Here is a 21,584-nt window from a genome sequence, read left to right on the forward strand (position 1 = left end):
TTCTTGCTTCTACGTCAATCAAAAATCAGCCTAAATTTTACCTACGCTCGTTACGGTACTGACGCTTAAATTCAGTAATATTAATCAATTTACGCTTTATAATAGCGAGCCACTATCCACTCAATCGTTTTTCTCAGGCCTGAATCAAAGGATTCAAGTGGTTGCCAACCAAGCTCCCGCAGGATCTTACTCGCATCAATGGCATAACGCATATCATGCCCGGGTCTGTCTGTCACGTGTTGTATCAAGCCACGAAAACCAACACCATCAGCCGCAAGTGCTTGTGCATGAGTGGGTACTAACTCCTCAAGTAAATCGCATATTTGATGTACGACTTCAAGATTACTCCGCTCATTAGTACCACCAATATTATAAGTCTCCCCCACCTTACCCTGGGTCACCACGAGAAACAACGCCCGTACATGGTCATCAACATACAACCAATCACGAACTTGTTGGCCATTACCATATACAGGTAACGGCTTGCCAGCTAATGCATTCAACACCATTAACGGGATCAATTTCTCAGGATATTGAAAAGGTCCATAATTGTTGGAGCAGTTAGTAATGACTATCGGTAAACCATAGGTACGATACCAAGCCCGAACTAGATGGTCCGCCGATGCCTTGCTCGCCGAATAAGGAGAGCTGGGAGCATAAGCTGTCGTCTCAGAAAAGAGCCCAGTATCACCAAGTGAACCATAAACCTCATCAGTAGAAATATGATGGAATCGAAACACTTTTTGCTTGTCGTCAGTCAAGCTTTGAAAGTAACTACGGCACGCCTCAAGCAATGTATAAGTACCCACTATATTGGTTTGGATAAATTCAGCAGGACCATTAATTGAGCGATCAACATGGCTTTCGGCCGCCAAATGCATCACCACATCAGGCAGATAATCCTGAAACACTTGATCTAATTTCGCCCTATCGCCAATATCTGCTTGAATAAAATGATAGCGCTCACTATTGGCAATAGATGCTAAGGACTCGAGATCACTGGCATAGGTCAACTTATCGAAATTGATCACAACACACGCCGTTTGCTCAATCAGCATCCGGACCAAAGCAGAACCGATAAAGCCTGCACCACCGGTAACGAGCACTCGCATATCGCCTACCCCAAAAATAAAAAGCATTAAAATAAAAAAGCCAGAAAGTATACAACTTTCTGGCTTGAAAAAATCAGCATAATAATATTCGAAAGGACATTTAGCGCCGTTAGGCTTCACAGAGTCCTGAGTTAAGCTGCTCGAACCACATCTGCAATATATTCTGCTTGAGTCTGCGTCATTATAGTATCAGTCGATTCGACCATTACCCGAATAAGCGGCTCTGTACCCGATTTGCGCAGCAACACACGCCCTTGGTCACCTAAAATCCCTTCGGCTTTAATCACAGCTTGCTGAACGCTACTTGTCGCTAAAATGCTATCAGCATCAGCTGTGGCTAAACGTACATTAATTAACACTTGAGGCAATTTAGTCATGCCAGCTTTAATCTCAGATAAACTCTTCTGGGACTCTAATACAGCTTTAAGCACCTGTAAGGATGCAACAATGCCGTCACCCGTTGAAGCATGCTGCAAACTCAATATATGACCTGACCCCTCACCGCCGAGTTGCCAACCAGTTGCTTTAAGCTGTTCAACCACATAACGGTCGCCCACCTTTGCACGCACAAAGGGAATATCCATTTGCTTAAGCGCCAGCTCTAAACCTAGATTTGACATTAAGGTACCAACCACGCCACCCGTCATTTCACCTTTGCTGTAGGCAGCCTGGGCAAGAATAAATAAAATCTCATCACCATCAACCACATGTCCATTGTGATCGACAAATATGACACGGTCAGCATCACCATCAAGCGCAATACCTAAATCAGCTTCATGTACCATAACCGCAGTTTGCAAACTGTCTAAATACGTCGCCCCACAGTGATCATTAATATTCACGCCGTTAGGTTTATCATTGATACTAATCACTTCAGCACCAAGTTCACGGTAAACATTGGGCGCGATATGGTATGCGGCGCCATGGGCGCTATCGACGACAATCTTCAATCCCGCTAAAGACAAATGATTTGGAAGAGTGCCTTTGCAGAACTCAATATAACGACCGGCAGCATCATCAATACGGCGCACTTTGCCCAGCTTTTCAGAAGAAACACACTGCATTGCATTCTGGTTAAGCGCCTTGTCTAACAAGGCTTCGATTTCAAGTTCTTGGGCATCATTTAACTTAGTGCCAGAATTAGAAAAGAACTTAATGCCATTATCATAAAATGGATTGTGCGATGCGCTGATCACAACCCCTGCGTCAGCACGAAATGTTGAGGCCAAATACGCCACCGCGGGGGTCGGCATAGGGCCGATAAGCGCAACATTAACGCCTGCAGCAGAAAACCCTGCTTCCATTGCCGACTCAAGCATATAACCACTACTACGGGTATCTTTACCAATCAGTACTTCTTTAGTGCCACTAGACGCCAGCACAGTGCCCGCAGCCCAACCTAACTTCATCGCAAAATCAGGCGTAATAGGAAACTCACCGACCTTGCCACGCACACCGTCAGTACCAAAATACTTCCTAGACATACAGCATCCTTAAAAACAGTTATAAACGAAAAAAGCCAAATCAAATTTGATTTGGCTTTTCAAATACCACAAGAAAACTAAGAAACTAGCGGAACAACTTTATTTTGCCCATCAGCAGCGCTTAATTTTTTCTTTTGCTGCCACACTAAATCACATATCCCGTCTGTTGGGTTAAAACCTGTTGGTGCTGACAGTAAGATTTCTCGTATAGCTTCATGGTTAAACTCATGACAAGCTTTATCTAAGCGATTAAGAATAACTTCTAGCTCTTTCCAAGAAAGATAGCTTTCATTGGCAGTCATAATACGTTCATGCTCAGTGCCAGTTACATCATCACCAATTAGTAATTCTTCGTATAATTTTTCACCAGGACGTAATCCACTAAACTCAATGGCAATATCACCATCAGGATTGAGTTCATCCTTCACTTCAAAACCGCTGAGACGAATCATTTTTGCCGCTAAATCGACAATTTTGACGGATTTCCCCATGTCCAGCACAAACACATCACCACCTTTACCCATGGCCCCCGCTTGGATAACTAACTGTGAAGCTTCCGGAATTGTCATAAAGAAACGGGTAATTTCACGGTGAGTAACAGTAACAGGTCCCCCATTGGCAATTTGCTTACGAAATAAGGGCACCACAGATCCAGAAGATCCTAATACATTACCAAAGCGAACCATGCAAAAACGGGTTTGATGTGTTTCTTTAGATAACGCTTGAAGTGCCAACTCTGCCATACGCTTAGTCGTGCCCATGATATTAGTTGGTCGTACAGCTTTATCCGTCGAAATCAATACAAAAGTTTCAACCTTAGCTGCAATCGCTGCACGAGCAGTATATAAAGTACCAAAGATGTTATTACGCACACCTTCAACGACATTGTGCTCCACCAATGGCACATGCTTATAGGCTGCAGCGTGATACACAGTTTGGACTCTAAACGATTGCATTACTGCTTGAACACGATTTTCCCGTTGTACCGAGCCCATGATCGGTAAAATTTTAACATCAAGTCCTAACTCAAAAGCTGTCGCTGAAAGTTCGCGCTCAATCGTATACAAGGCAAACTCAGATAACTCAAATAGCACTAATTTTTTAGGTGACTGTTTTAATATCTGTCGACATAACTCAGAGCCAATCGAGCCGCCAGCTCCCGTGACCATCACTACTTTATTGCGGATATTGGCAACCATTAAATCGCAACGGGGAGTAACTGCATCACGCCCTAACAAATCATCGATTTCGACTTCTTTAATATCGCTATAAAGCTTATTACCACTCACCAGATCAGCCATTGCAGGTAAGGTTAATACTTGTACAGCCAAAGGTTCAAGCTTGACTAAAATCTCTTGGCGACGAGAGCGAGAAGCACTTGGCATAGCCAGCAATACCTTTGTAGCAGCTTTTTGTGTGATGAGTTTTTTTATAATAGAAGGCGAATGAACATTCACTCCTTGAATTACAGTGCCATGCAAGGTTGCATCGTCATCAACAAATGCAAAGGGATAATACTCATGGCTTTGAACAAGTGAAGTTACCAATTGGCGACCACTCACACCAGCACCATAAATAATCACAGGTTCACCAACGCGCTTTAGGCCAGACCCCACTAACGAGCGTACCATAGCGCGAGTTCCACCAACAAATACCAAGGCAAAAGCAGCGTAAATAATTGGTACAGTACGGGGTAAATTAGCCTCAGAGTAATATGCAATTACCAGTAGGCAAATTGTAGAGGTAAGGACGCCAAACAATATTGCACTTAAGGCTTGCAGCCCCATATAGCGTAATACTGCTCGATATAAACCTAATTTAACAAAGCAAATAATACTCAAAGGAACAACGACTGCTAGCAATGCCCAGTAAGACCCATTAGCAATTACGCTAACATCATCTACTCGGACCAATATTGCAGCCCAGAAAGCAAAACACAAGAAAACCGAGTCAACAACAACACCTACCATACGTTTGTGAGTACGTTTTAAGCGGAACAAGCCTTGCAAAAACTCCATTTTCGCTCCCCCAAATAATTTTCGACAACCTAAAAAATGAACACCCCAAAGCGTCCTATGTGCAAAGATTTTTCGGAATATCACAATAGGATACTTACCAGTATCACTATTCATTAGCCCAAGTAAGATTACACAAGTTTGAGCATTATAGCATCCCAATAACAACAACCAAACTCAAGTAACCAACAGACCGTTTCCATAAGTAAAAAATCAACCCATTAACCTTAGCATGATGATAAATCCGTCAAGACAATTCTCTCAGGAAAATCAACTAATGAGAACGAACTGCAAAATACTAATAAAATACTCAAAGCGCTAGTAAGATGTTTAAATGGATAAATGGATAAATGGATAAATGGATAAATTTATTCACATAAAATCATCTGTAAAAGGAATTCATTTTAATCTGACCCAAACAAATCTCGCGTATAAACTTTATCGGCAACATCGCGAATTTCATCAACCATTCTGTTGGACACAATAACATCGCAGCTGGATTTAAACTCATCTAGCGACCTAATCACTCTAGAGTGAAAAAACTCATTCTCTTTCAACACAGGCTCATATACAACTACCTCAATTCCTTTTGCCTTTAAGCGCTTCATAATACCTTGAACACTCGATGCTCTAAAATTATCTGAACCCGATTTCATAATTAATCGATAAACACCAACACACTTAGGATTGCGCTTAAGAATTGAATCTGCGATAAAATTTTTACGAGTTGTATTGGATTCAACAATCGCATTGATGATATTATTCGGTACATCAGCATAATTAGCTCGCAGTTGTTTAGTATCTTTAGGTAAACAATAACCACCATATCCAAATGAAGGGTTATTATAGTGGTTACCAATACGGGGGTCTAAGCCAACACCTTCAATAATTTGACGTGAATCTAAACCATGAGATTCAGCATAAGAATCTAGCTCATTAAAGTAAGATACTCGCAGAGCTAAATAAGTATTAGAAAATAGTTTAACGGCTTCAGCTTCCGTTGAATCTGTAAATAGTACATCAATGTTATTTTTAATTGCACCTTCAACTAATAGGTTAGCGAATACTTTACCACGTTCAGACCGTTCACCAACGATAATGCGTGACGGATGCAAATTATCATACAGCGCTCGACCTTCACGTAGAAACTCCGGAGAAAATATTAGATTATCGATTTTTAGTTCTCGTTTAATACGGTCAGTATAACCAACTGGAACAGTCGACTTAATTACCATTACAGCATTAGGATTAATCGACATAACTTCTCGAATTACCGCTTCTACCGAAGAAGTATTGAAATAATTGGTCTTAACATCGTAGTCTGTTGGTGTAGCTATAACGACATAATCAGCATCTTTGAACGCTAATTCTTTATCTAAAGTTGCTGTAAAATCAAGATTTTTATTAGCTAAGAACTCCTCAATCTCCACGTCAACAATTGGTGATATCCCGTTATTAAGCATCTCAACTTTTTCAGAAATAATGTCAACAGCTACAACTTTATTATACTGCGCTAATAACATAGCGTTTGATAAACCGACATAACCTGTTCCGGCAACCGCAATTTTCATATTCATTTCCGATTAATAATTTTTAAAAAGGTATCAAGTATAATTTTGAAATCAGAAAAAATGCCATTTTTATTTACGTAATCAATATAAAACTTTTGCTTAATAGGCAATATATGTTCAACATATGCAATTTTAGGATCATCATAACTAGCCAAAATATCATTTTCATCTACCATTTCAATAGATGCTCTATCTGTAATCCCAGGTCTTACAGATAGAATAATTTTTTTTTCTGCTTCAGGATAACAATCTATAAACTCTTGGACCTCAGGTCTAGGGCCAACTAAACTCATAGTCCCAATGATAACATCGATAAGCTGAGGCAACTCATCAATTTTAAACTTTCGTAAAAAAATGCCTGAACGAGTCACTCGCGCATCATTCCCTATCGTCAAACGACCGACAGATTCTGAATTCACCACCATAGTTCTAAATTTATGAATACGAAATGGTACTTCATTTCTTCCAACTCTGATCTGGCGAAAAAACACAGGCCCCTTTGAATCAAACTTGATCCATATTGCAACAATTAAGAACAAAGGAAGAAGCAAAAAAAGCCCAAAAGATGCACATACCAAATCAAAAAATCTCTTAGTCATTTACGAGTACCTGCCTAACCGCTGCAACAACTCGTAGTAAATCATCATCTGTCATCTTTGTGTATAAAGGCAGAGTGACTTCGGATTCAAAAATACACTGTGCTACAGGATACATCTCGGGTGTCAAATTATAAGTATCGCGCCAATAAGGATGGAGATGTAAAGGGATAAAATGCACAGAACAGCCAATTCCTAACTCCGCCATTTTCTCAATAAAGTGGTCCCTGGATACTAGGACTTCATCTTTAAGTCTAATAGGGAACAAATGCCAGGCATGAGAGCAACCTTGTATTGGCAATGCTGGCAAATCTATTGGTAAATCTTTAAGCGCTTCATAATAGTACTCAGCCATTCTCTGCCGTTTAACCTGAAAAACTGGAAGCTTCAAAAGCTGATGTATACCAATTGCCGCTGAAATATCCGGCATATTATACTTATAACCTGGTGCAATAACCTCATAAGACCATGCTGGTTTAGTTGAAGTATAACGGTCAAATGCGTCACGACTAATACCGTGCAAACGCATTACCTTACAACGTTTGGCAATTTCTTGATTTGTGGTAACAACCATACCACCTTCACCTGTTGTCATTGTTTTATTTGCGTAAAAACTAAACACAACCACATCACTATCCAAAGTCCCAATAAGTTTACCTTTGTAAATAGTTGGCAATGCATGTGCAGCATCTTCAATTACTCTAATCCCATGCTTTTTTGCAACCTGAATAATTGGATCCATATCACACGCTAAACCAGCAAAATGAACAGGCACAACGGCCTTTGTTTTATGTGTTATTGCTCTTTCAAAATGTGCTGCAGTCATATTGAAAGTGTGTTCATCTACATCAACCATTACAGGAGTCGCCCCCAAATAACGCACAATCTCAGCGGTTGCAGTAAATGTATAGGTCGGAACAATAACTTCATCACCAGGACCAACACCTACAGCTTCAAGTGCTAAATGCAATCCTGAAGTAGCAGAATTAACTGAAATAGACTCAATTCCATTACCACCCAAAAATGAAGTAAAAGCTTCTTCAAAACGCTTAGCTTTAGGCCCTGTTGTAACCCAGCCAGAACGTAATGAATCGACAACTTCGTTGATCTCTTCATCACCAATTTCCGGCAAAGCAAAAGGTAAAAAATCCATCATAAACCTCTATTTCCTATTTATTTAGTCTTTTAAGTACGCCATTAAATGCATAATACATAAAATTAATAAGTCGATTATACCAAGAGATAGAATCTACACTCCAATACAGCTTGAAAGTACGCCAAGCGATCTTGAATTTATTGCCACTGATCTGGCCATTTCTTATACGATAATATACTAAAATCTCATCAATTCCCTCAGAAAAAAAACCTCGTTCTAAAAGGGTCAACCAAAGCTTAGTATCTTGTCTCGTTCTCATAGAGTTAAACTGAATATTACCGACAAGTCTTCGGTTAATCAAAGACGTAGACATGCCAATTTCAGTGTTGCGCATGTAAGATCCCAAATCAACAATAGGGCTTACGTTCATTTTCCCTGCGATACGATTACCTGCCTCATCGATAAATGCATAACTTGTATGAATTATTGCACTATTATTCATGGTCATATGTGCTATTTGTATTGATAACTTTGTAGGTAACCAAATATCGTCAGCATCAAGGAACGCAATTTTCTCAGCCAAAGCTTCTTTAAGACCGCGATTACGGGTAACACCAGCACCTGAATTCGTTTGATTTGTGAATATTTTTATATTAGGCAGACTCCCATACTTTCTCTGCAAATATTGAAACGTTCCATCAGAAGAACAATCATCAACTACGATTAATTCCCAATTGGTATAAGTTTGATTTATGACGGATTCAATCGTCTCGTCAACAAAACTCTTTGCATTATATACGGGTAAAACTATTGAAACCTCTGGCATCATATTCTCATATAATTTAGTGGTGATTAAGTGCTCTTGCTGCTGCTTCTGCTTGTAAAGTAGATGGAGACGTTTCAAGCAGACTACGTGCATTATGAAAAATCAGAGTAGGTGCCGTTACAGCAAAAATGAACAATACTCTAACCAATACTTTCTGCTTAAATCTTGTCTCAATAAGCAAGGTAAGAGGAACTAAAGACAATAATAATGATAACATTCCGACACGTTTACTTTGTGCCCCACCTAATATAAAGACAGACAAAAAGATCAAAATAAGAAAATAAAACATCATATATAAATAACTTGCATACTTAGAAGCATATTCTTTTAAATTGAAATTAAATCTAGTAATAACAACATAAATGACAACAACTAACAAATAAATAGTCAAATATAAATACGGAGGCAAGTCTCCAGTATTTGAATCAGACTTTGTGCCAGCAGCTATTGGCAGCAATAAAAACACACCAAAGCACGACACTAAAAAAAACAAATTAAACTTTTTTTGGTTTTGACTAATAAAAACCAAAGGCGAAAACAACAAAGAAACATTATGAGTCAGCGTCGCAAGCAATAAAACAAAAAAACGATACCTATACTTCGCCCCTGTAAAAGCCAAGGATAGTAATAAAATCAAAAAACCACTGGCAATAAATTGTCTAAATACATTTTGCATACCTAAAACAGTAGGAAAAAATAAAAAGAAAACAAAAGGAAAATACCTGGGCAGATTAAGTTTACCACAAGAAATAAGTAACAAACCTATAAATATAAGATCATAGAAAATAAATACAAAAAATTCTGAACCCGTTAACTTAAACAAATAACGCGAACCAAGCCAATAAATAGGCTCTTTCAAATAGTATATTGAAAAACTATCGACTTTCAAGAATTCAGAATAATTCCCAATATCAGCATCAAAGCCAGCCAACCTTACTACTACAGAATATGATATTAATAAAAAAAAAGAAATTAAAAAGTACAAGACCTTATTTAACTTAATTAAGCTCAATACGAGAGCAAATAAGAACAATAGCAAAAACAAAAACATTTCCAAAGTCATAATTCACCAAATAAAATCAACTTCTATGACTAAATTGTCGGCTATAAAAATAAAGAACCAAAACTAAAACAGAATTCGATATTAACATAGAATGAGAAACACTTAAGAGTGATTTAGAGCTTGAGTAAAACAACCAGAGAACATAAACGAATGAGGCAATGACACTCATGGTTGCTATAACTTTAGTTTTGCCATGATAAAAAAGATAATTAACTAAAGCCAAATAAGGGATCAACAATATGAACCCAGAAGAGAAAATAGGGATGAAAACTCTAGCTTCTTCGAACTCAGTACCTAACAGCCATCCAAGGAAACCAATTGGAACTAACTTAATTAAAAAAAAGTATGTTACTGGCAAAAGAGATAATGAATAAATGACAAACTTATTTAAATGCGAAAAATTAATCCTCTTATTTTTTAATGCACTAAAATAATAAGGAACAATTGCTTTATTCAAAGCCATAAGAATAACAAAAATCACTGATGAAACTTGATAAGCAACTGCATACTTCCCCAAAACATCAGATGAATATGAATTATAAACAACGAACCGATCAAATTGCCCCTTTACTAAAATACTTAATTGATGAATTATAAGCGGTATGCCAAACGAAATTAAATAAAAAAACAACTTCGTAGTCACTTTAAATTTAAAGCCAGAGCTAGTTATCTTTTTAAGTGTATAAATTGAGGAAATAAACACAGAAAAAAGAGAGCATAATATTAAAGAGAATAACACTGTTCTTATAGAAACATCCCAAAACTCAAACAGCAAATAAGTAAATAAGAAATACGAGAAACTATATATAAACTGCAATATAAAATATTCTTTTGCATCTTTTTTGCATTGTCTAATGGTAAGTTGAACCGTAAAAACAAATTGCAAAAAACTAATCAGGGCACAAACAGCTAAAAGTAAATAATTAAATGCAATGGATATTACTAAAAAAAATATAAGTATAAAAAAAGAAAATATATAACTTGTAAAAACTAAAGAATCTAAATTTCTAGTACCATATCTAAAATAATATCTAGAAATGGCACCCTCTTGGCTGAAACCAATAAAGATGACAAAAATGGATATATAAAGTTGATATATTGATAACTCACCAAAACCTGAAGACTCCAATTTTCGAGTTAAATATGGAAGCATCATGAATGGTATTGATTTTGATATCAACTCCCCCAATAGATATATTGCACTATCCTTAATTATCTTCATAAACCAAAATACTTATTCATAATTCACTACTAGAGGATAACAAAATACTATTAACTTCAGCAATTTTTTTGAATACAACTACAGCATCCTCTCCAATTAATTGATCAAAGTATTTAGCATTTAATTGTAATTTTTTCAATGAATTTGAATAATCACACTCACAATAACTAAAGCAACTAATATCAATGGCTATATCATTCTCTACAAAGTCGAAAAAATCAATTGTATCTGGTTCTATATAAAGTAAAGGCAACACATTATTCCGAAGTGCATCAAGTACAATACCAGAAGAAACAGTTATCAAATATCTTGATCTAGATAAAAAGTCAAAAACATTGTTGCTAGAATCAGAAATTAAAACACCCATTATTTTACAAAGATTCAAAATTTGTTTCCTGTTTGTCTGTTGACGATGAAGACGAATATAAAAAACACAATCGACAGGAAATTTATTTTTTGCACTTAAAATTAATTCTTTTAAACCATCAATACTTAAGGTGTCATTAATAGCAATATTTACTCTATTTTCAATCACCCTCATCTGATTATGCTCTTTTAAATTAACCAATCTGATTGCGCCAGTAATATAAGGAGTACATTCCTGTAATGGTGAAATAGAGTTATAAACATCTAAAGACTGCTTTCCATCTAAAAAAGCAATATCAAAAACATTGATATCGGGAAAGAACTTACTAACAGAGCTATGTTGAATATAAGCGGTCTTAATATTAAACTCTTTAGCTGCCAATATTATAGATCTAATTTCAGGACTATGGTCATTAGCAACAAATATTAATCCAGGTCTATTTTTCAAAAAAAAACAATAGAACTTTACATAATAAAATAATGCTAAAATCATTTTATCCCCTGATGAAGAAAATAGTTTTTTAGTTGTTAAAAAACCAACATCAAATATAGAGATAACAAATAAATATGTATATATAAAAGGTAAAGCCATAGAGGACTTCCACAAATTTAAAGTGGAGAAGTAGTCTGCATCAAGTCCTTTAGTCAATGTTACACTAAGTATTTTATTACCATCACTAACGGCATCTATAGATTTTTTTTGATTTAGAGTTGAATATATCGACAAAATAGAACCGTCATTCACGAATTTAAGCTCTTGCATTTTAGATGCAAGAAATGAATTTTTTATAATATAACGTATAGGCAACAATGATCTTAAAAAGACACTATAGAAAAATTGTTTTTTCGCTATAGTGCATTGAAAAGCTAATTCACCACTATTATTGCATGTTAATATTTGATTACTGCTTTTAGATATATAATAATACTTCAAAATAAAACAGAAAAAATTTTTAAATAATTTAATTTTCATTCTAAGAAATCACATTTAAGTAAGCAATATTATATAATATTGCTTTTAAATAACTCTTAAACACTACCTGACAGGTATTAATTTAGCTTTCAGAGCATTCCGACAATCATCTGGAGTGTAATCAGTAAAATGAAATATACTTGCTATACCGATACCAGAAATTTTAGTTTCAGCAACTAATGCTGCATCAATTGGGCTACTTACACCTCCTGCATAAATAACAGGTATAAATACAGAATCGGAAACCAATTCAGCAAGATGAATATTTGCACCAATCATAGTTCCGTCACGACTAACATTATTTACTAATATTTCACCTGCACCAAGTTTTTCTACCATTTGAATCCATTCAATTAAATCAAGATCCCTTAGAATTACACCTTTATTGTAGATGTAAAAATTACCACCATCCTCAATAACATCAATAGATACAACTACGCATTGCGCGCCAAAAATATCCGATGCTTCTTTTATAAAATCAGGATTTTCTAAAGCATAACTATTAATAGATATTTTATCCGCACCTTTAGCAAGTAAATCTCGAATATCTTTTATGGTTCTAATGCCACCACCAACAGTAAGCGGCATAAAGCACTCTTGTGCAATTTCAGCAATTGTAAATTTATCAATCGACCGCCCTTGCTTTGATGCATCAATATCCAACAAAACCAACTCATCGACATTACGGGTATTATATGTTTTGGCTACGGTTATAGGACTACCTAAGTTACGTCTAACATTAAAATTAATTGTTTTTAAAACTGAAAAACCATCAAGTAAAACAATTGGTATTATTCTCTTTCTCAACATAATTCGATAAAATTCCGTAAAAATTGAATGCCCACTTGCTGACTTTTTTCTGGATGGAATTGTGCTCCATGTATATGTTCTTTATTAACGTATGCTACAATATTTTCTCCATAGTTAGTATAAGCTATTTTAACATTTTCATTCTCAGATATTCTCATCGCGTAACTATGAACAAAATAAAAACAGCTGTTGTCATTAATATTTTGAAAAATTGGTATATTATTAGAGTAAACGTCATTCCAGCCCATATGTGGGATAATTAATGTTCCATTTAAATTATCGATACGCTCGACTGTAGCATTAATAAATCCAAGTCCCATTGTACTTCCACCTTCAACGCCTAAGGTAGCCAATAATTGCATTCCTACACAAATCCCGAGTACTGGTACTTTATTTATTAATACATGCTCATTTAAAGCTTCCGCAAAACCTGATTTATGCATTTTTTGGGCCGCGGCAGAAAAACTGCCGACCCCTGGAAGAATAATTTTACTGGCACCAATTAGTTGCTCTGGTAATGTAATTAATTCAAAATCAACTCCAATATGCTTAATAACTTTAATTACACTACCAATATTGCCAACTTCTAGATCAACAATTTTAAGCATTTAATTATCCTGGGAAGTATTTTCTGATTAAATTTCCGTGAGAATCTTTACAGAGCTCGCCAGTATCTTCATTCCGTTCAAATATCATTTTATTTGTAAATCTATCTAAATTACTTAAAAACTCAGCTTCTGTTATATCTAAATAGGTTAAAAAGTCAGGAACATATTTCCATGGAATAGTTCCTTCAGAAGACTCTTTCAAAGCTTTTATACCTTCTTCACGAGTCATTCTTCCAGCTCTTATTTCGATACAGATTTGATCTGTTGCTCTACCATAACCATATTTAATAAATTTCATATAATCATGTAGACCACCTATCCATTTACAATCTAGATTTTCAATATCGTTAAAAGCACCTTCAATTGGACCGTCAGGATTTTTATTCCAGCCTAAGCTACAACATAAATCGACATTACGTTTTGAATCCCACTTTTCAAAATAACCCAAAAATAGGCCAGTTACGCCTACACGGTTTACATCTTCATCACTTGGATATAGCAGCGTTTGAATATTTTTCAATTCAACACCATCATGGACTACATCAGATAATCGATGCCCGCTCATTTGGAATTGTTCAAGCCAATTACGGTCTAAAAAGTTATTTTCTTTTTTAGTAGCGGGCCCGCCATATTCAAATTGCGAATTTTCACCCCAAATCAGTAATGGAATATTATAATTAACAGCAACACGAACTGGTGCAGTAAAAATGCCGATATGCTCAGGCCAACAACAATCACCTAGTTTGAAAAAACCGATTCTAACTAACTCTTTATAATGTTTTCTATTACCAGAAATTTGTATTAGATCAAAACCTTGGTCACGTAAAAAGTTTAAATTTTGAATGCCAACTGGAGTTAATTCACAAGGAGTATGAGTAACGCATAATGGATTCATTCCATACTTATCTCGCATGGTGATCGCCTGATAACAGCTATCTTTTCCACCACTAACTGGAATAATACAATCGTATTCACTTCCATCTTTGCTTCGATATTTATCTAATATTGCTTTAAACTCTTCATCACGCTTAGACCAATCGATTGTCACATGTTTGTCTACAGCGGAATGGCAAGCGTCGCAAACACCATCAGTAAATACTTGCTCAGGTCTAGTAGCTGGCATAATACATTTTTTACAATATTGCATATCTTTCCTTAAAACGATTCAACTATAAATTAATTTTTGGCGATAAATTCAGCTTGAAGTGCTGTACCTTTTTCGACGAACCTGGATGCTTTTTTACCTAAAATATCCTCTAAAAATTTCGGCGCCATACCAAACCCAGGACGAATACTACGTACGTTATTCATTGTAAAGGCTTCACCCACATTAATGTCTTTAACAACATAAAGCGAACGACGAAATTTCACGTTACCTTTTTCAGCTTCGGTACGTTCATAGTTAACTTGCCCCATAGCCTGCCATGCTGTTTTAGCATCTTTGCATAATTGAGCTAATTCAAGTGGCTCTAATGAGAAACTATCATCTGCACCACCACCGTTACGGTCCATAGTCACATGTTTTTCGATCAGACAAGCACCTAATGCAACAGAGGCTACTGCCGTTGCATTATCAATAGTATGATCTGATAAACCTGATAACACTTCAAATCGCTGGGCAATGTCTGCAATTGTTTTTAGATTATATTGGTCTGCTGGAGCGGGATAGCCACTAACACAATGCAATACAACTAACTCTTTACATCCGTTATCACGAGCAGTTTTAATCGCTTCAGCAATCTCTTCTTTATTGGCCATACCAGTAGACATGATCATCGGTTTACCTGTTTGCGCCACGCGCTTAATTAATGGCAAATCAATCAATTCAAAAGAAGCAATTTTATATGCTGGTGCATTGAGATCTTCTAATAGCTCCACCGCAGTAAAATCAAACGGCGAACTAAATATAGTAATGCCTAATTCTTTAGCTTTTTCAAATAGAGGTTGATGCCATTCCCATGGCATATGAGCGCCTTTATATAGTGCATACAGACTTTGCCCATCCCATAAACCACCACGAATTTGAAATTCTTCTGAATCGCAGTCCATGGTAATGGTTTCATGGGTGTAAGTTTGTAACTTTATAGCATTTGCACCAGCCTTTTTCGCCTCTTCCATAATTTGAAAAGCACGGTTTATGTCACCATTATGGTTAGCTGATAATTCAGCTATGATATAAGGTGGATAATCGGGCCCAATCTTACGGCCGTCGATAGTGATATACGGGTTCATAATAATCCTATTTCATTCGGTGGCGAATAAATTCTTGTTGGGAAATTCGTTGATAATTCGCTTTTTCAAATAAAAGCTGTGATGGTTTATTTTGCTCTAATACCGTTGCGTGTAAAGTAACATTCGGATGAATTAAATCAGCTAACATTAATGCTGCTTTAGCAACACCTTTACCATAATGTTCTGGTGCAATAAATATAGATACCAGATAATGTGAATCTTGTTGTTTATCTAAACGTAACACACCGACGGCTTGACCTGATAAATTGCATCTTACTACATAGAAAAAATCATCAAGACTCATTAATTTATTTGCCATCCATGATGCATGTTCTTCCCAGGACGGTGCCGAAGTAGTTAATGCATATTGTCTAGTATTTGGATGACATTGCCACTTATATACAAGTGTAATATCAGCTGAAGTTGCTAGTGTAAGTTGATATCTTTCGAATGGCTCAGCTAAAATCATCTGCTGGAGATTCAACACAACACGTTGTGTTCCTTTTCCATCACAAAGTATTAAATTATTTTGATGGTATGTTTTCCAATCATTAATTAAAGTTTCAAAAGATTTTACTAAATCGTGCTCTATATTATTTAACGTTACTGCAATAGCAGCTTTATGTTTAACAAGCTGAGCGGTGATTGTTGTTTGATTGTCAGCTAAAGGAATAATAATACTAGGAAGACCTAAGCAAGCACGTTCCCAACTTGTCGTACCTGGTGCCCCTATTGCTATATCATGTTCTGACATCAACAAAGCCATGTTATTACTAAAATCGCAATGGATAATTTCATTGTGACCACCGCACCATTCTACAACTTCTTTGTAGTGTGGAGCTCGTGGACTTAACAATACTGTAATATTACCTTGAATTTTACCAACTAAGCACTTCAAAACCTTTAATGTTGCATTAGGAGCGTCAACTCCCCCCATTGAAAGCAAAATTTTTGGAGTACTACTTGGTGGTACTTTGACAAACGCCTTAGCTCGAAATGAACTAAATGTCGAAGTTAACAAGGCATAATTAGTACCCGCTAGGATATTAGTTTTCGTTTTATATTCTTCTGCTTTTCGACCTAAAGTTTGGTCAATAATACAATCGGCACAATGTTCTCGGACAAGGTCGTCAATAGCAATAATCTTACAAATAAGCGCTGCTTTGACTTTTTTTTGCCACTCCAAGCCAATGGCGTAATGGTCAGTTATAACAATATCAGCGCTGTCAACTTTCGTTATAAAATCATCCGCATCTAGATTTATGCTACGTTGAAGCCAACCAAGGTAATCAGCATCATCAACCGGAGTTATCGGCGATAAAACAGAAGTAAGCTTAATAACGTGAAAGCCTCTTTCTTTAATGTAAGCAATCATATCGCCCTGTTGAGGCAAGCATGCAAAGCTAACATTAGAAGCAATTTTTTTTAATGCATCTGCCAGAACAAGACACCTCATAACATGCCCGCTGCCGATCCAAGTAGATGCGTCAACACGAAATACAACTTTCATTAATAAACTCGAAGTAGGTAAGGTCTAAACACGTTGATCAAGTAAGCTATAAAGTGCTTCAGCAAAAAGCCAATCTTCTGGTGTATCGATATCTTGCACTCTAGTTCTAGGCAGTATAACCACACGAGAATGAGGAGCAAATATTGATTTTCGCTCTAAAAAAGCTTCTGTACGTCCCCAATAAAATTGCCCTGCATCATGATAAGCTTCATCTAAATCTTGCGAGCGAACTTGCTCTTGGCTAGCATCAAACATTGATACGGCCCCATGATTTGAAAGCTTGATAGCACGCTGAATTGGGAAAGAAAATGCTGCGGCACTAAAAGTAAATTCAACATTGCGCTGCTGTAACTTTTGATAACCTTCAATAAGGTATTCTGGTGTCACAAAAGGTGCTGTCGCATACAAACAACATACCGCTTTAATATCCCAACCTTGCTGTACAAACCATTCAATAGCATGTTGCATTACATCCATAGTCGTTGCGTAGTCATCAGAAATATTAACAGGCCGTAAAAATGGTACTTCAGCTCCATATTGTTTTGCTACCGCAGCAATTTCCATATCATCTGTAGAAACTATAACTTTATCGAAACAAGCAGATGCCAAAGCAGCCTCAATCGAGTAAGCAATCATCGGCTTACCATGGAAAAGTTTAATATTTTTACGCGGAATACGCTTGCTACCACCACGAGCGGGGATAATTGCTACTTTCATATTACTCTTTTAGTATTAGGGTCAATACACGTACAACTTCATTTTGCTGTTCTTCACTCATCGAGTGGAACATAGGCAGTGAAATTGCTTCTGTGTAATACGCTTCCGCTAGTGGAAAGTCACCAATTTTAAATCCCATGCTTTGATAATAGGGTTGCATATGAACAGGTATATAATGCAGATTAACACCAATACCATTATCACGTAATGCTTCAAAAACTTCTTTATGCGACTTTGATATTGCGTCCAATTGCAAACGAATTACATATAGATGTAAACCAGAATAAGTACCTTCCAACTGATAAGGTAAAGTTATCGGTAAATTATCCAGTAATTGATTATACCGTTCAGCAAGACGATGACGAATAGTCACGAAATCATCCAAACGCTGCATTTGTGAAACACCAAGAGCTGCTTGCAATTCTGTCATACGGTAATTAAAACCTAGATCAATTTGCTCGTAATACCAGCTACCATGAGATTCGCTGTTCATTTTATCAGCATCACGAGTAATACCATGACTTCGATAAAGCGCCATTTTTTCACTTAGCTCTTGACTATTTGTCATAACCGCCCCACCTTCTGCAGTGGTAATAATTTTGACAGGATGAAAGCTAAACACAGTAATATCTGAATAATCACATCGGCCAATTGGCGTATTGAGATAACTACCACCAATTGCGTGAGAAGCATCTTCAATTATTTTAAACCCATATTCAATCGCTAATGCATGGATTTTTTCCATATCGCATGCTTGCCCACACAAATGAACAGGTACAACTATTTTAGGTAAAGCGTTATCTGCCTTAGCCAGGATAAGTTTAGCTTCTAATGCACTCACACTCATATTGTAAGTGTGAGGATCAATATCCACAAAGTCGACACTTGCGCCACAATATAAGCCACAATTAGCTGACGCAACAAACGTCACAGGTGTAGTCCATAGTCTATCCCCTCGCCCCAAACCCAGCGCTAAGCAAGCAATATGCAAAGCAGAGGTAGCACTATTAACAGCAAGTGCAAATTGAGCACCAGTATGAACTTTAAGTGCAGCTTCAAATGCAGGAACCTGTGGGCCTTGAGTTAAAAAATCTGATTGTAAAACATCAATCACAGCATCAATATCTTGCTGCGAAATATCTTGTTTACCATAAGGGATCATAATATATCTCTTCCTTTAAATACTAAGCCGTAAAGTTAGGATCAACATGTTCAACAATCAGTTTACGCAGTCCTTCAACGGTTTCCCATTCTGTATTAGTGCCCGAGTTATATTTAAAACCGAACGGAACTTTTTCAGCCTTATGATGCAACATATATTCTGCTTCAGTATACGTGAACGAAACTGAAGGTAATATTGCGTAATATTTACCTAAATCGATTGTATTTAGCGAGTCGGTATCTGTAATCATCTCTTCGTGTAATTTTTCTCCTGGGCGAATACCCACCACTTTAGTTTCACACTCAGGGGCTATAGCCTTTGCTATGTCAAGAATTTTATAAGAAGGAATTTTAGGTATGAATATTTCACCTCCTAAATGATTTTCTAGGGCATACATGACCATATTTACGCCATCTTGCAAAGAGATGTTAAATCGAGTCATCTCTTCGTGAGTAATTGGTAATACGCCTTCCTCTTTCTTATTCATAAAAAATGGAATAACAGATCCACGTGAACCCATTACGTTTCCATAACGAACCACACTAAAACGAATATCTTTCGAACCCTTGATATTATTAGCAGCAGCAAAAAGTTTATCTGAAGCCAGTTTGGTAGCACCATACAAGTTAATTGGTGCACACGCTTTATCAGTTGACAGTGCAACAACATCATGAACGCCGCATTGAAGAGCGGCTTGAATAACATTCTCTGCGCCGTCAATATTTGTACGAATACATTCCGTTGGATTGTATTCTGCAGTATCAACCTGTTTAATAGCGGCAGCATGAATAATTACATCTACACCTTCACACGCTTGCTTGAGACGATTTTGGTCTCTCACGTCACCAATAAAAAAACGCAGTTGAGGAAAGTCTTTTTGAGGATAATTTTGGCGAATTTCAAATTGTTTTAGCTCATCTCGAGAGTATATTACAATTTTTTTAACATCTTTATACTGCTCTAATATAGTTTTAATGAACTGCTTACCAAATGAACCTGTACCACCGGTAATCAAAACAGTTTTATTATTTAGCATTGTTTATTCCATATTTATTTAATATCAAAATTTAAATATTCTTAATCTCAGTTTTTAAAGCAATCTAAAATGCTTTTTCATTTTCATACTCTATCATTTTACTGTTTACAGCACGTCACAGAGTAACTAACTTGCGGGTACCAAACTAGAAATGAAAGAACAGAAGTAAACTGTTATTAAGTTCTTAGTCTTTTCTTATAAAATGCCGAACCAACACAAACATCACGCCTAACATACCACCAAGCAGTGTAACTAATGCGCAAATTAGAGCGCGTTTAGGCTTTGCTTTTTCTTCTGGTACTAGTGCTGGATCTATCGTCTTAAATACATATTCATCACGCACTTCGGCAAACATGATAGTTTTCGCTTGTTCTTCTACTAGCTTATACAAAATGGTTCGAATATCTGCCACATTAGTTAAAGCAATTTGTTTATTTAAAAACTCACTGCTACGATTCGCCTCAGCAACGTCGCGGTCTTTCATCACTTTGTTAATATCTTGGATTAACCAAGCAACCCACTGCTGTGCAACAGCTGGTGATAAATGCTCAACTGAAATAGTGACCATTCCAGTTTCTTTGGCTTTATTAACAGCAATCATTTTGCTAAAGACTTTATAGGCCTCCTGCATTGATGGTTCTGATTTAAATGGCGCTTTAGCTTCACGTACCCAAGTTTTGGTTTGTCCATTGTAAAGTTCAGGATCATAGATTAGTTTATCTGAATTCCTATCCCACTTTTTGGCAGCAATTAAATCTGGTAGAACATTATGCTTTTTAATAAAATCACTGGTGAATTGACGGGACTTCATGACTTCGATTGCCATTTGGGTTTTATCTATACCACCTTTTCCACCTAAATTTACCCCCGCCAAGCTTGCTAAACCGCCGAATTGTGATGCTAATCCGCTTAGTCCACCGCTTTGCTCTTCAGATGCAGGAGCGAGCAATGCCTCAGACTTGTAGATATTAGGTTGCATAATGGCAAAAATAACTGAACCAATAGCAAAAACAGCAGTTATAAAAATAATTATCCATTTTCCCTGCCAAATAACAGAAAAAAGTTCACGCAAATCAATTTCGTCATTAGCTGCGGAGACATGAGGAAAAATTGCATCTGTTTTGTATTCTGAAATAGTGGACATTAACGAATTGTCTCTCTATGCAAAGTGTAAATGATTAATTA

The 21,584-nt window shown here is 36.6% G+C and carries 19 protein-coding genes; all 19 read right to left on the bottom strand.

Translation table 11 applies throughout. From position 1 onward, the window contains the following. Window positions 1-89: 89 nt before the first annotated feature. Complete coding sequence (gene rfbB, locus Q4Q46_RS03815) at window positions 90-1,112, bottom strand: dTDP-glucose 4,6-dehydratase (protein WP_311905274.1); 1,023 nt, start codon at window positions 1,110-1,112, stop codon at window positions 90-92. 131 nt (window positions 1,113-1,243) lie between these two features. Beyond that, window positions 1,244-2,596, bottom strand: a complete 1,353-nt coding sequence (glmM, locus tag Q4Q46_RS03820) for a phosphoglucosamine mutase (RefSeq protein WP_261271431.1) — start codon at window positions 2,594-2,596, stop codon at window positions 1,244-1,246. Between the two features lie 77 nt (window positions 2,597-2,673). Beyond that, entirely contained in the window at window positions 2,674-4,614 is a 1,941-nt protein-coding gene (locus tag Q4Q46_RS03825) for a polysaccharide biosynthesis protein (RefSeq protein ID WP_311905275.1), read from the bottom strand. Window positions 4,615-5,015: 401 nt separating this feature from the next. Next, a complete protein-coding gene (locus tag Q4Q46_RS03830; RefSeq protein ID WP_311905276.1) occupies window positions 5,016-6,182 on the bottom strand; it encodes a nucleotide sugar dehydrogenase in 1,167 nt (388 codons plus the stop codon). A gap of 2 nt (window positions 6,183-6,184) precedes the next feature. Beyond that, window positions 6,185-6,781 (bottom strand): sugar transferase, encoded by a 597-nt coding sequence (locus Q4Q46_RS03835; protein ID WP_113940962.1) that lies wholly within the window; start codon window positions 6,779-6,781, stop codon window positions 6,185-6,187. Then, window positions 6,774-7,934, bottom strand: a complete 1,161-nt coding sequence (locus tag Q4Q46_RS03840) for a DegT/DnrJ/EryC1/StrS family aminotransferase (RefSeq protein ID WP_311905277.1) — start codon at window positions 7,932-7,934, stop codon at window positions 6,774-6,776. The genes Q4Q46_RS03835 and Q4Q46_RS03840 overlap by 8 nt, the downstream gene beginning before the upstream one ends. Window positions 7,935-7,947: 13 nt before the next feature. Then, window positions 7,948-8,793 carry a glycosyltransferase gene (locus Q4Q46_RS03845; protein WP_498300216.1) on the bottom strand — a complete coding sequence of 282 codons (846 nt, stop codon included), beginning with the start codon at window positions 8,791-8,793 and terminating at the stop codon, window positions 7,948-7,950. Next, on the bottom strand, window positions 8,717-9,763 hold the full coding sequence (locus tag Q4Q46_RS03850) for an EpsG family protein (protein ID WP_311905279.1): 1,047 nt from the start codon (window positions 9,761-9,763) through the stop codon (window positions 8,717-8,719). Before Q4Q46_RS03850 ends, Q4Q46_RS03845 begins: the two co-directional genes overlap by 77 nt. A gap of 16 nt (window positions 9,764-9,779) precedes the next feature. After that, entirely contained in the window at window positions 9,780-10,985 is a 1,206-nt protein-coding gene (locus Q4Q46_RS03855; protein ID WP_311905280.1) for an oligosaccharide flippase family protein, read from the bottom strand. A 16-nt stretch (window positions 10,986-11,001) separates the two neighbouring features. Continuing rightward, window positions 11,002-12,324: a hypothetical protein gene (locus tag Q4Q46_RS03860; RefSeq protein WP_311905281.1), complete on the bottom strand. Its 1,323-nt coding sequence runs from the start codon at window positions 12,322-12,324 to the stop codon at window positions 11,002-11,004. Window positions 12,325-12,387: 63 nt separating this feature from the next. After that, entirely contained in the window at window positions 12,388-13,134 is a 747-nt protein-coding gene (gene hisF, locus Q4Q46_RS03865) for an imidazole glycerol phosphate synthase subunit HisF (protein ID WP_113940956.1), read from the bottom strand. Next, window positions 13,128-13,742: an imidazole glycerol phosphate synthase subunit HisH gene (hisH, locus tag Q4Q46_RS03870; RefSeq protein ID WP_113940955.1), complete on the bottom strand. Its 615-nt coding sequence runs from the start codon at window positions 13,740-13,742 to the stop codon at window positions 13,128-13,130. The genes hisF and hisH overlap by 7 nt, the downstream gene beginning before the upstream one ends. Before the next feature lie 4 nt (window positions 13,743-13,746). Then, the gene (locus tag Q4Q46_RS03875; RefSeq protein ID WP_113940954.1) at window positions 13,747-14,889 is read right to left on the bottom strand and encodes an N-acetyl sugar amidotransferase; all 1,143 of its coding nucleotides are present in this window, start codon (window positions 14,887-14,889) and stop codon (window positions 13,747-13,749) included. Window positions 14,890-14,918: 29 nt separating this feature from the next. Further along, complete coding sequence (pseI, locus tag Q4Q46_RS03880) at window positions 14,919-15,974, bottom strand: pseudaminic acid synthase (RefSeq protein WP_113940953.1); 1,056 nt, start codon at window positions 15,972-15,974, stop codon at window positions 14,919-14,921. Between the two features lie 7 nt (window positions 15,975-15,981). Next, the gene (gene pseG, locus Q4Q46_RS03885; RefSeq protein ID WP_311905282.1) at window positions 15,982-17,484 is read right to left on the bottom strand and encodes a UDP-2,4-diacetamido-2,4,6-trideoxy-beta-L-altropyranose hydrolase; all 1,503 of its coding nucleotides are present in this window, start codon (window positions 17,482-17,484) and stop codon (window positions 15,982-15,984) included. A gap of 24 nt (window positions 17,485-17,508) precedes the next feature. Beyond that, a complete protein-coding gene (pseF, locus tag Q4Q46_RS03890) occupies window positions 17,509-18,201 on the bottom strand; it encodes a pseudaminic acid cytidylyltransferase (RefSeq protein ID WP_311905283.1) in 693 nt (230 codons plus the stop codon). Between the two features lies 1 nt (window position 18,202). Next, complete coding sequence (gene pseC, locus Q4Q46_RS03895) at window positions 18,203-19,363, bottom strand: UDP-4-amino-4,6-dideoxy-N-acetyl-beta-L-altrosamine transaminase (protein WP_311905284.1); 1,161 nt, start codon at window positions 19,361-19,363, stop codon at window positions 18,203-18,205. Window positions 19,364-19,385: 22 nt separating this feature from the next. Continuing rightward, window positions 19,386-20,399 (bottom strand): UDP-N-acetylglucosamine 4,6-dehydratase (inverting), encoded by a 1,014-nt coding sequence (gene pseB / locus Q4Q46_RS03900; protein WP_113940949.1) that lies wholly within the window; start codon window positions 20,397-20,399, stop codon window positions 19,386-19,388. 184 nt (window positions 20,400-20,583) lie between these two features. Continuing rightward, a complete protein-coding gene (locus Q4Q46_RS03905) occupies window positions 20,584-21,543 on the bottom strand; it encodes a Wzz/FepE/Etk N-terminal domain-containing protein (RefSeq protein WP_311905285.1) in 960 nt (319 codons plus the stop codon). Window positions 21,544-21,584: the final 41 nt, after the last annotated feature.

The sequence above is a fragment of the Shewanella vaxholmensis genome (genome assembly GCF_031932135.1).
Lineage (GTDB): Bacteria > Pseudomonadota > Gammaproteobacteria > Enterobacterales > Shewanellaceae > Shewanella > Shewanella hafniensis.

Coding starts and splice junctions, on each gene's coding strand:
- rfbB (WP_311905274.1), bottom strand. CDS start 1,112: ATGCGAGTGCTCGTTACCGGTGGTGCAGGCTTTATCGGTTCTGCTTTG.
- glmM (WP_261271431.1), bottom strand. CDS start 2,596: ATGTCTAGGAAGTATTTTGGTACTGACGGTGTGCGTGGCAAGGTCGGT.
- Q4Q46_RS03825 (WP_311905275.1), bottom strand. CDS start 4,614: ATGGAGTTTTTGCAAGGCTTGTTCCGCTTAAAACGTACTCACAAACGT.
- Q4Q46_RS03830 (WP_311905276.1), bottom strand. CDS start 6,182: ATGAAAATTGCGGTTGCCGGAACAGGTTATGTCGGTTTATCAAACGCT.
- Q4Q46_RS03835 (WP_113940962.1), bottom strand. CDS start 6,781: ATGACTAAGAGATTTTTTGATTTGGTATGTGCATCTTTTGGGCTTTTT.
- Q4Q46_RS03840 (WP_311905277.1), bottom strand. CDS start 7,934: ATGATGGATTTTTTACCTTTTGCTTTGCCGGAAATTGGTGATGAAGAG.
- Q4Q46_RS03845 (WP_498300216.1), bottom strand. CDS start 8,793: ATGCACGTAGTCTGCTTGAAACGTCTCCATCTACTTTACAAGCAGAAG.
- Q4Q46_RS03850 (WP_311905279.1), bottom strand. CDS start 9,763: ATGACTTTGGAAATGTTTTTGTTTTTGCTATTGTTCTTATTTGCTCTC.
- Q4Q46_RS03855 (WP_311905280.1), bottom strand. CDS start 10,985: ATGAAGATAATTAAGGATAGTGCAATATATCTATTGGGGGAGTTGATA.
- Q4Q46_RS03860 (WP_311905281.1), bottom strand. CDS start 12,324: ATGAAAATTAAATTATTTAAAAATTTTTTCTGTTTTATTTTGAAGTAT.
- hisF (WP_113940956.1), bottom strand. CDS start 13,134: ATGTTGAGAAAGAGAATAATACCAATTGTTTTACTTGATGGTTTTTCA.
- hisH (WP_113940955.1), bottom strand. CDS start 13,742: ATGCTTAAAATTGTTGATCTAGAAGTTGGCAATATTGGTAGTGTAATT.
- Q4Q46_RS03875 (WP_113940954.1), bottom strand. CDS start 14,889: ATGCAATATTGTAAAAAATGTATTATGCCAGCTACTAGACCTGAGCAA.
- pseI (WP_113940953.1), bottom strand. CDS start 15,974: ATGAACCCGTATATCACTATCGACGGCCGTAAGATTGGGCCCGATTAT.
- pseG (WP_311905282.1), bottom strand. CDS start 17,484: ATGAAAGTTGTATTTCGTGTTGACGCATCTACTTGGATCGGCAGCGGG.
- pseF (WP_311905283.1), bottom strand. CDS start 18,201: ATGAAAGTAGCAATTATCCCCGCTCGTGGTGGTAGCAAGCGTATTCCG.
- pseC (WP_311905284.1), bottom strand. CDS start 19,363: ATGATCCCTTATGGTAAACAAGATATTTCGCAGCAAGATATTGATGCT.
- pseB (WP_113940949.1), bottom strand. CDS start 20,399: ATGCTAAATAATAAAACTGTTTTGATTACCGGTGGTACAGGTTCATTT.
- Q4Q46_RS03905 (WP_311905285.1), bottom strand. CDS start 21,543: ATGTCCACTATTTCAGAATACAAAACAGATGCAATTTTTCCTCATGTC.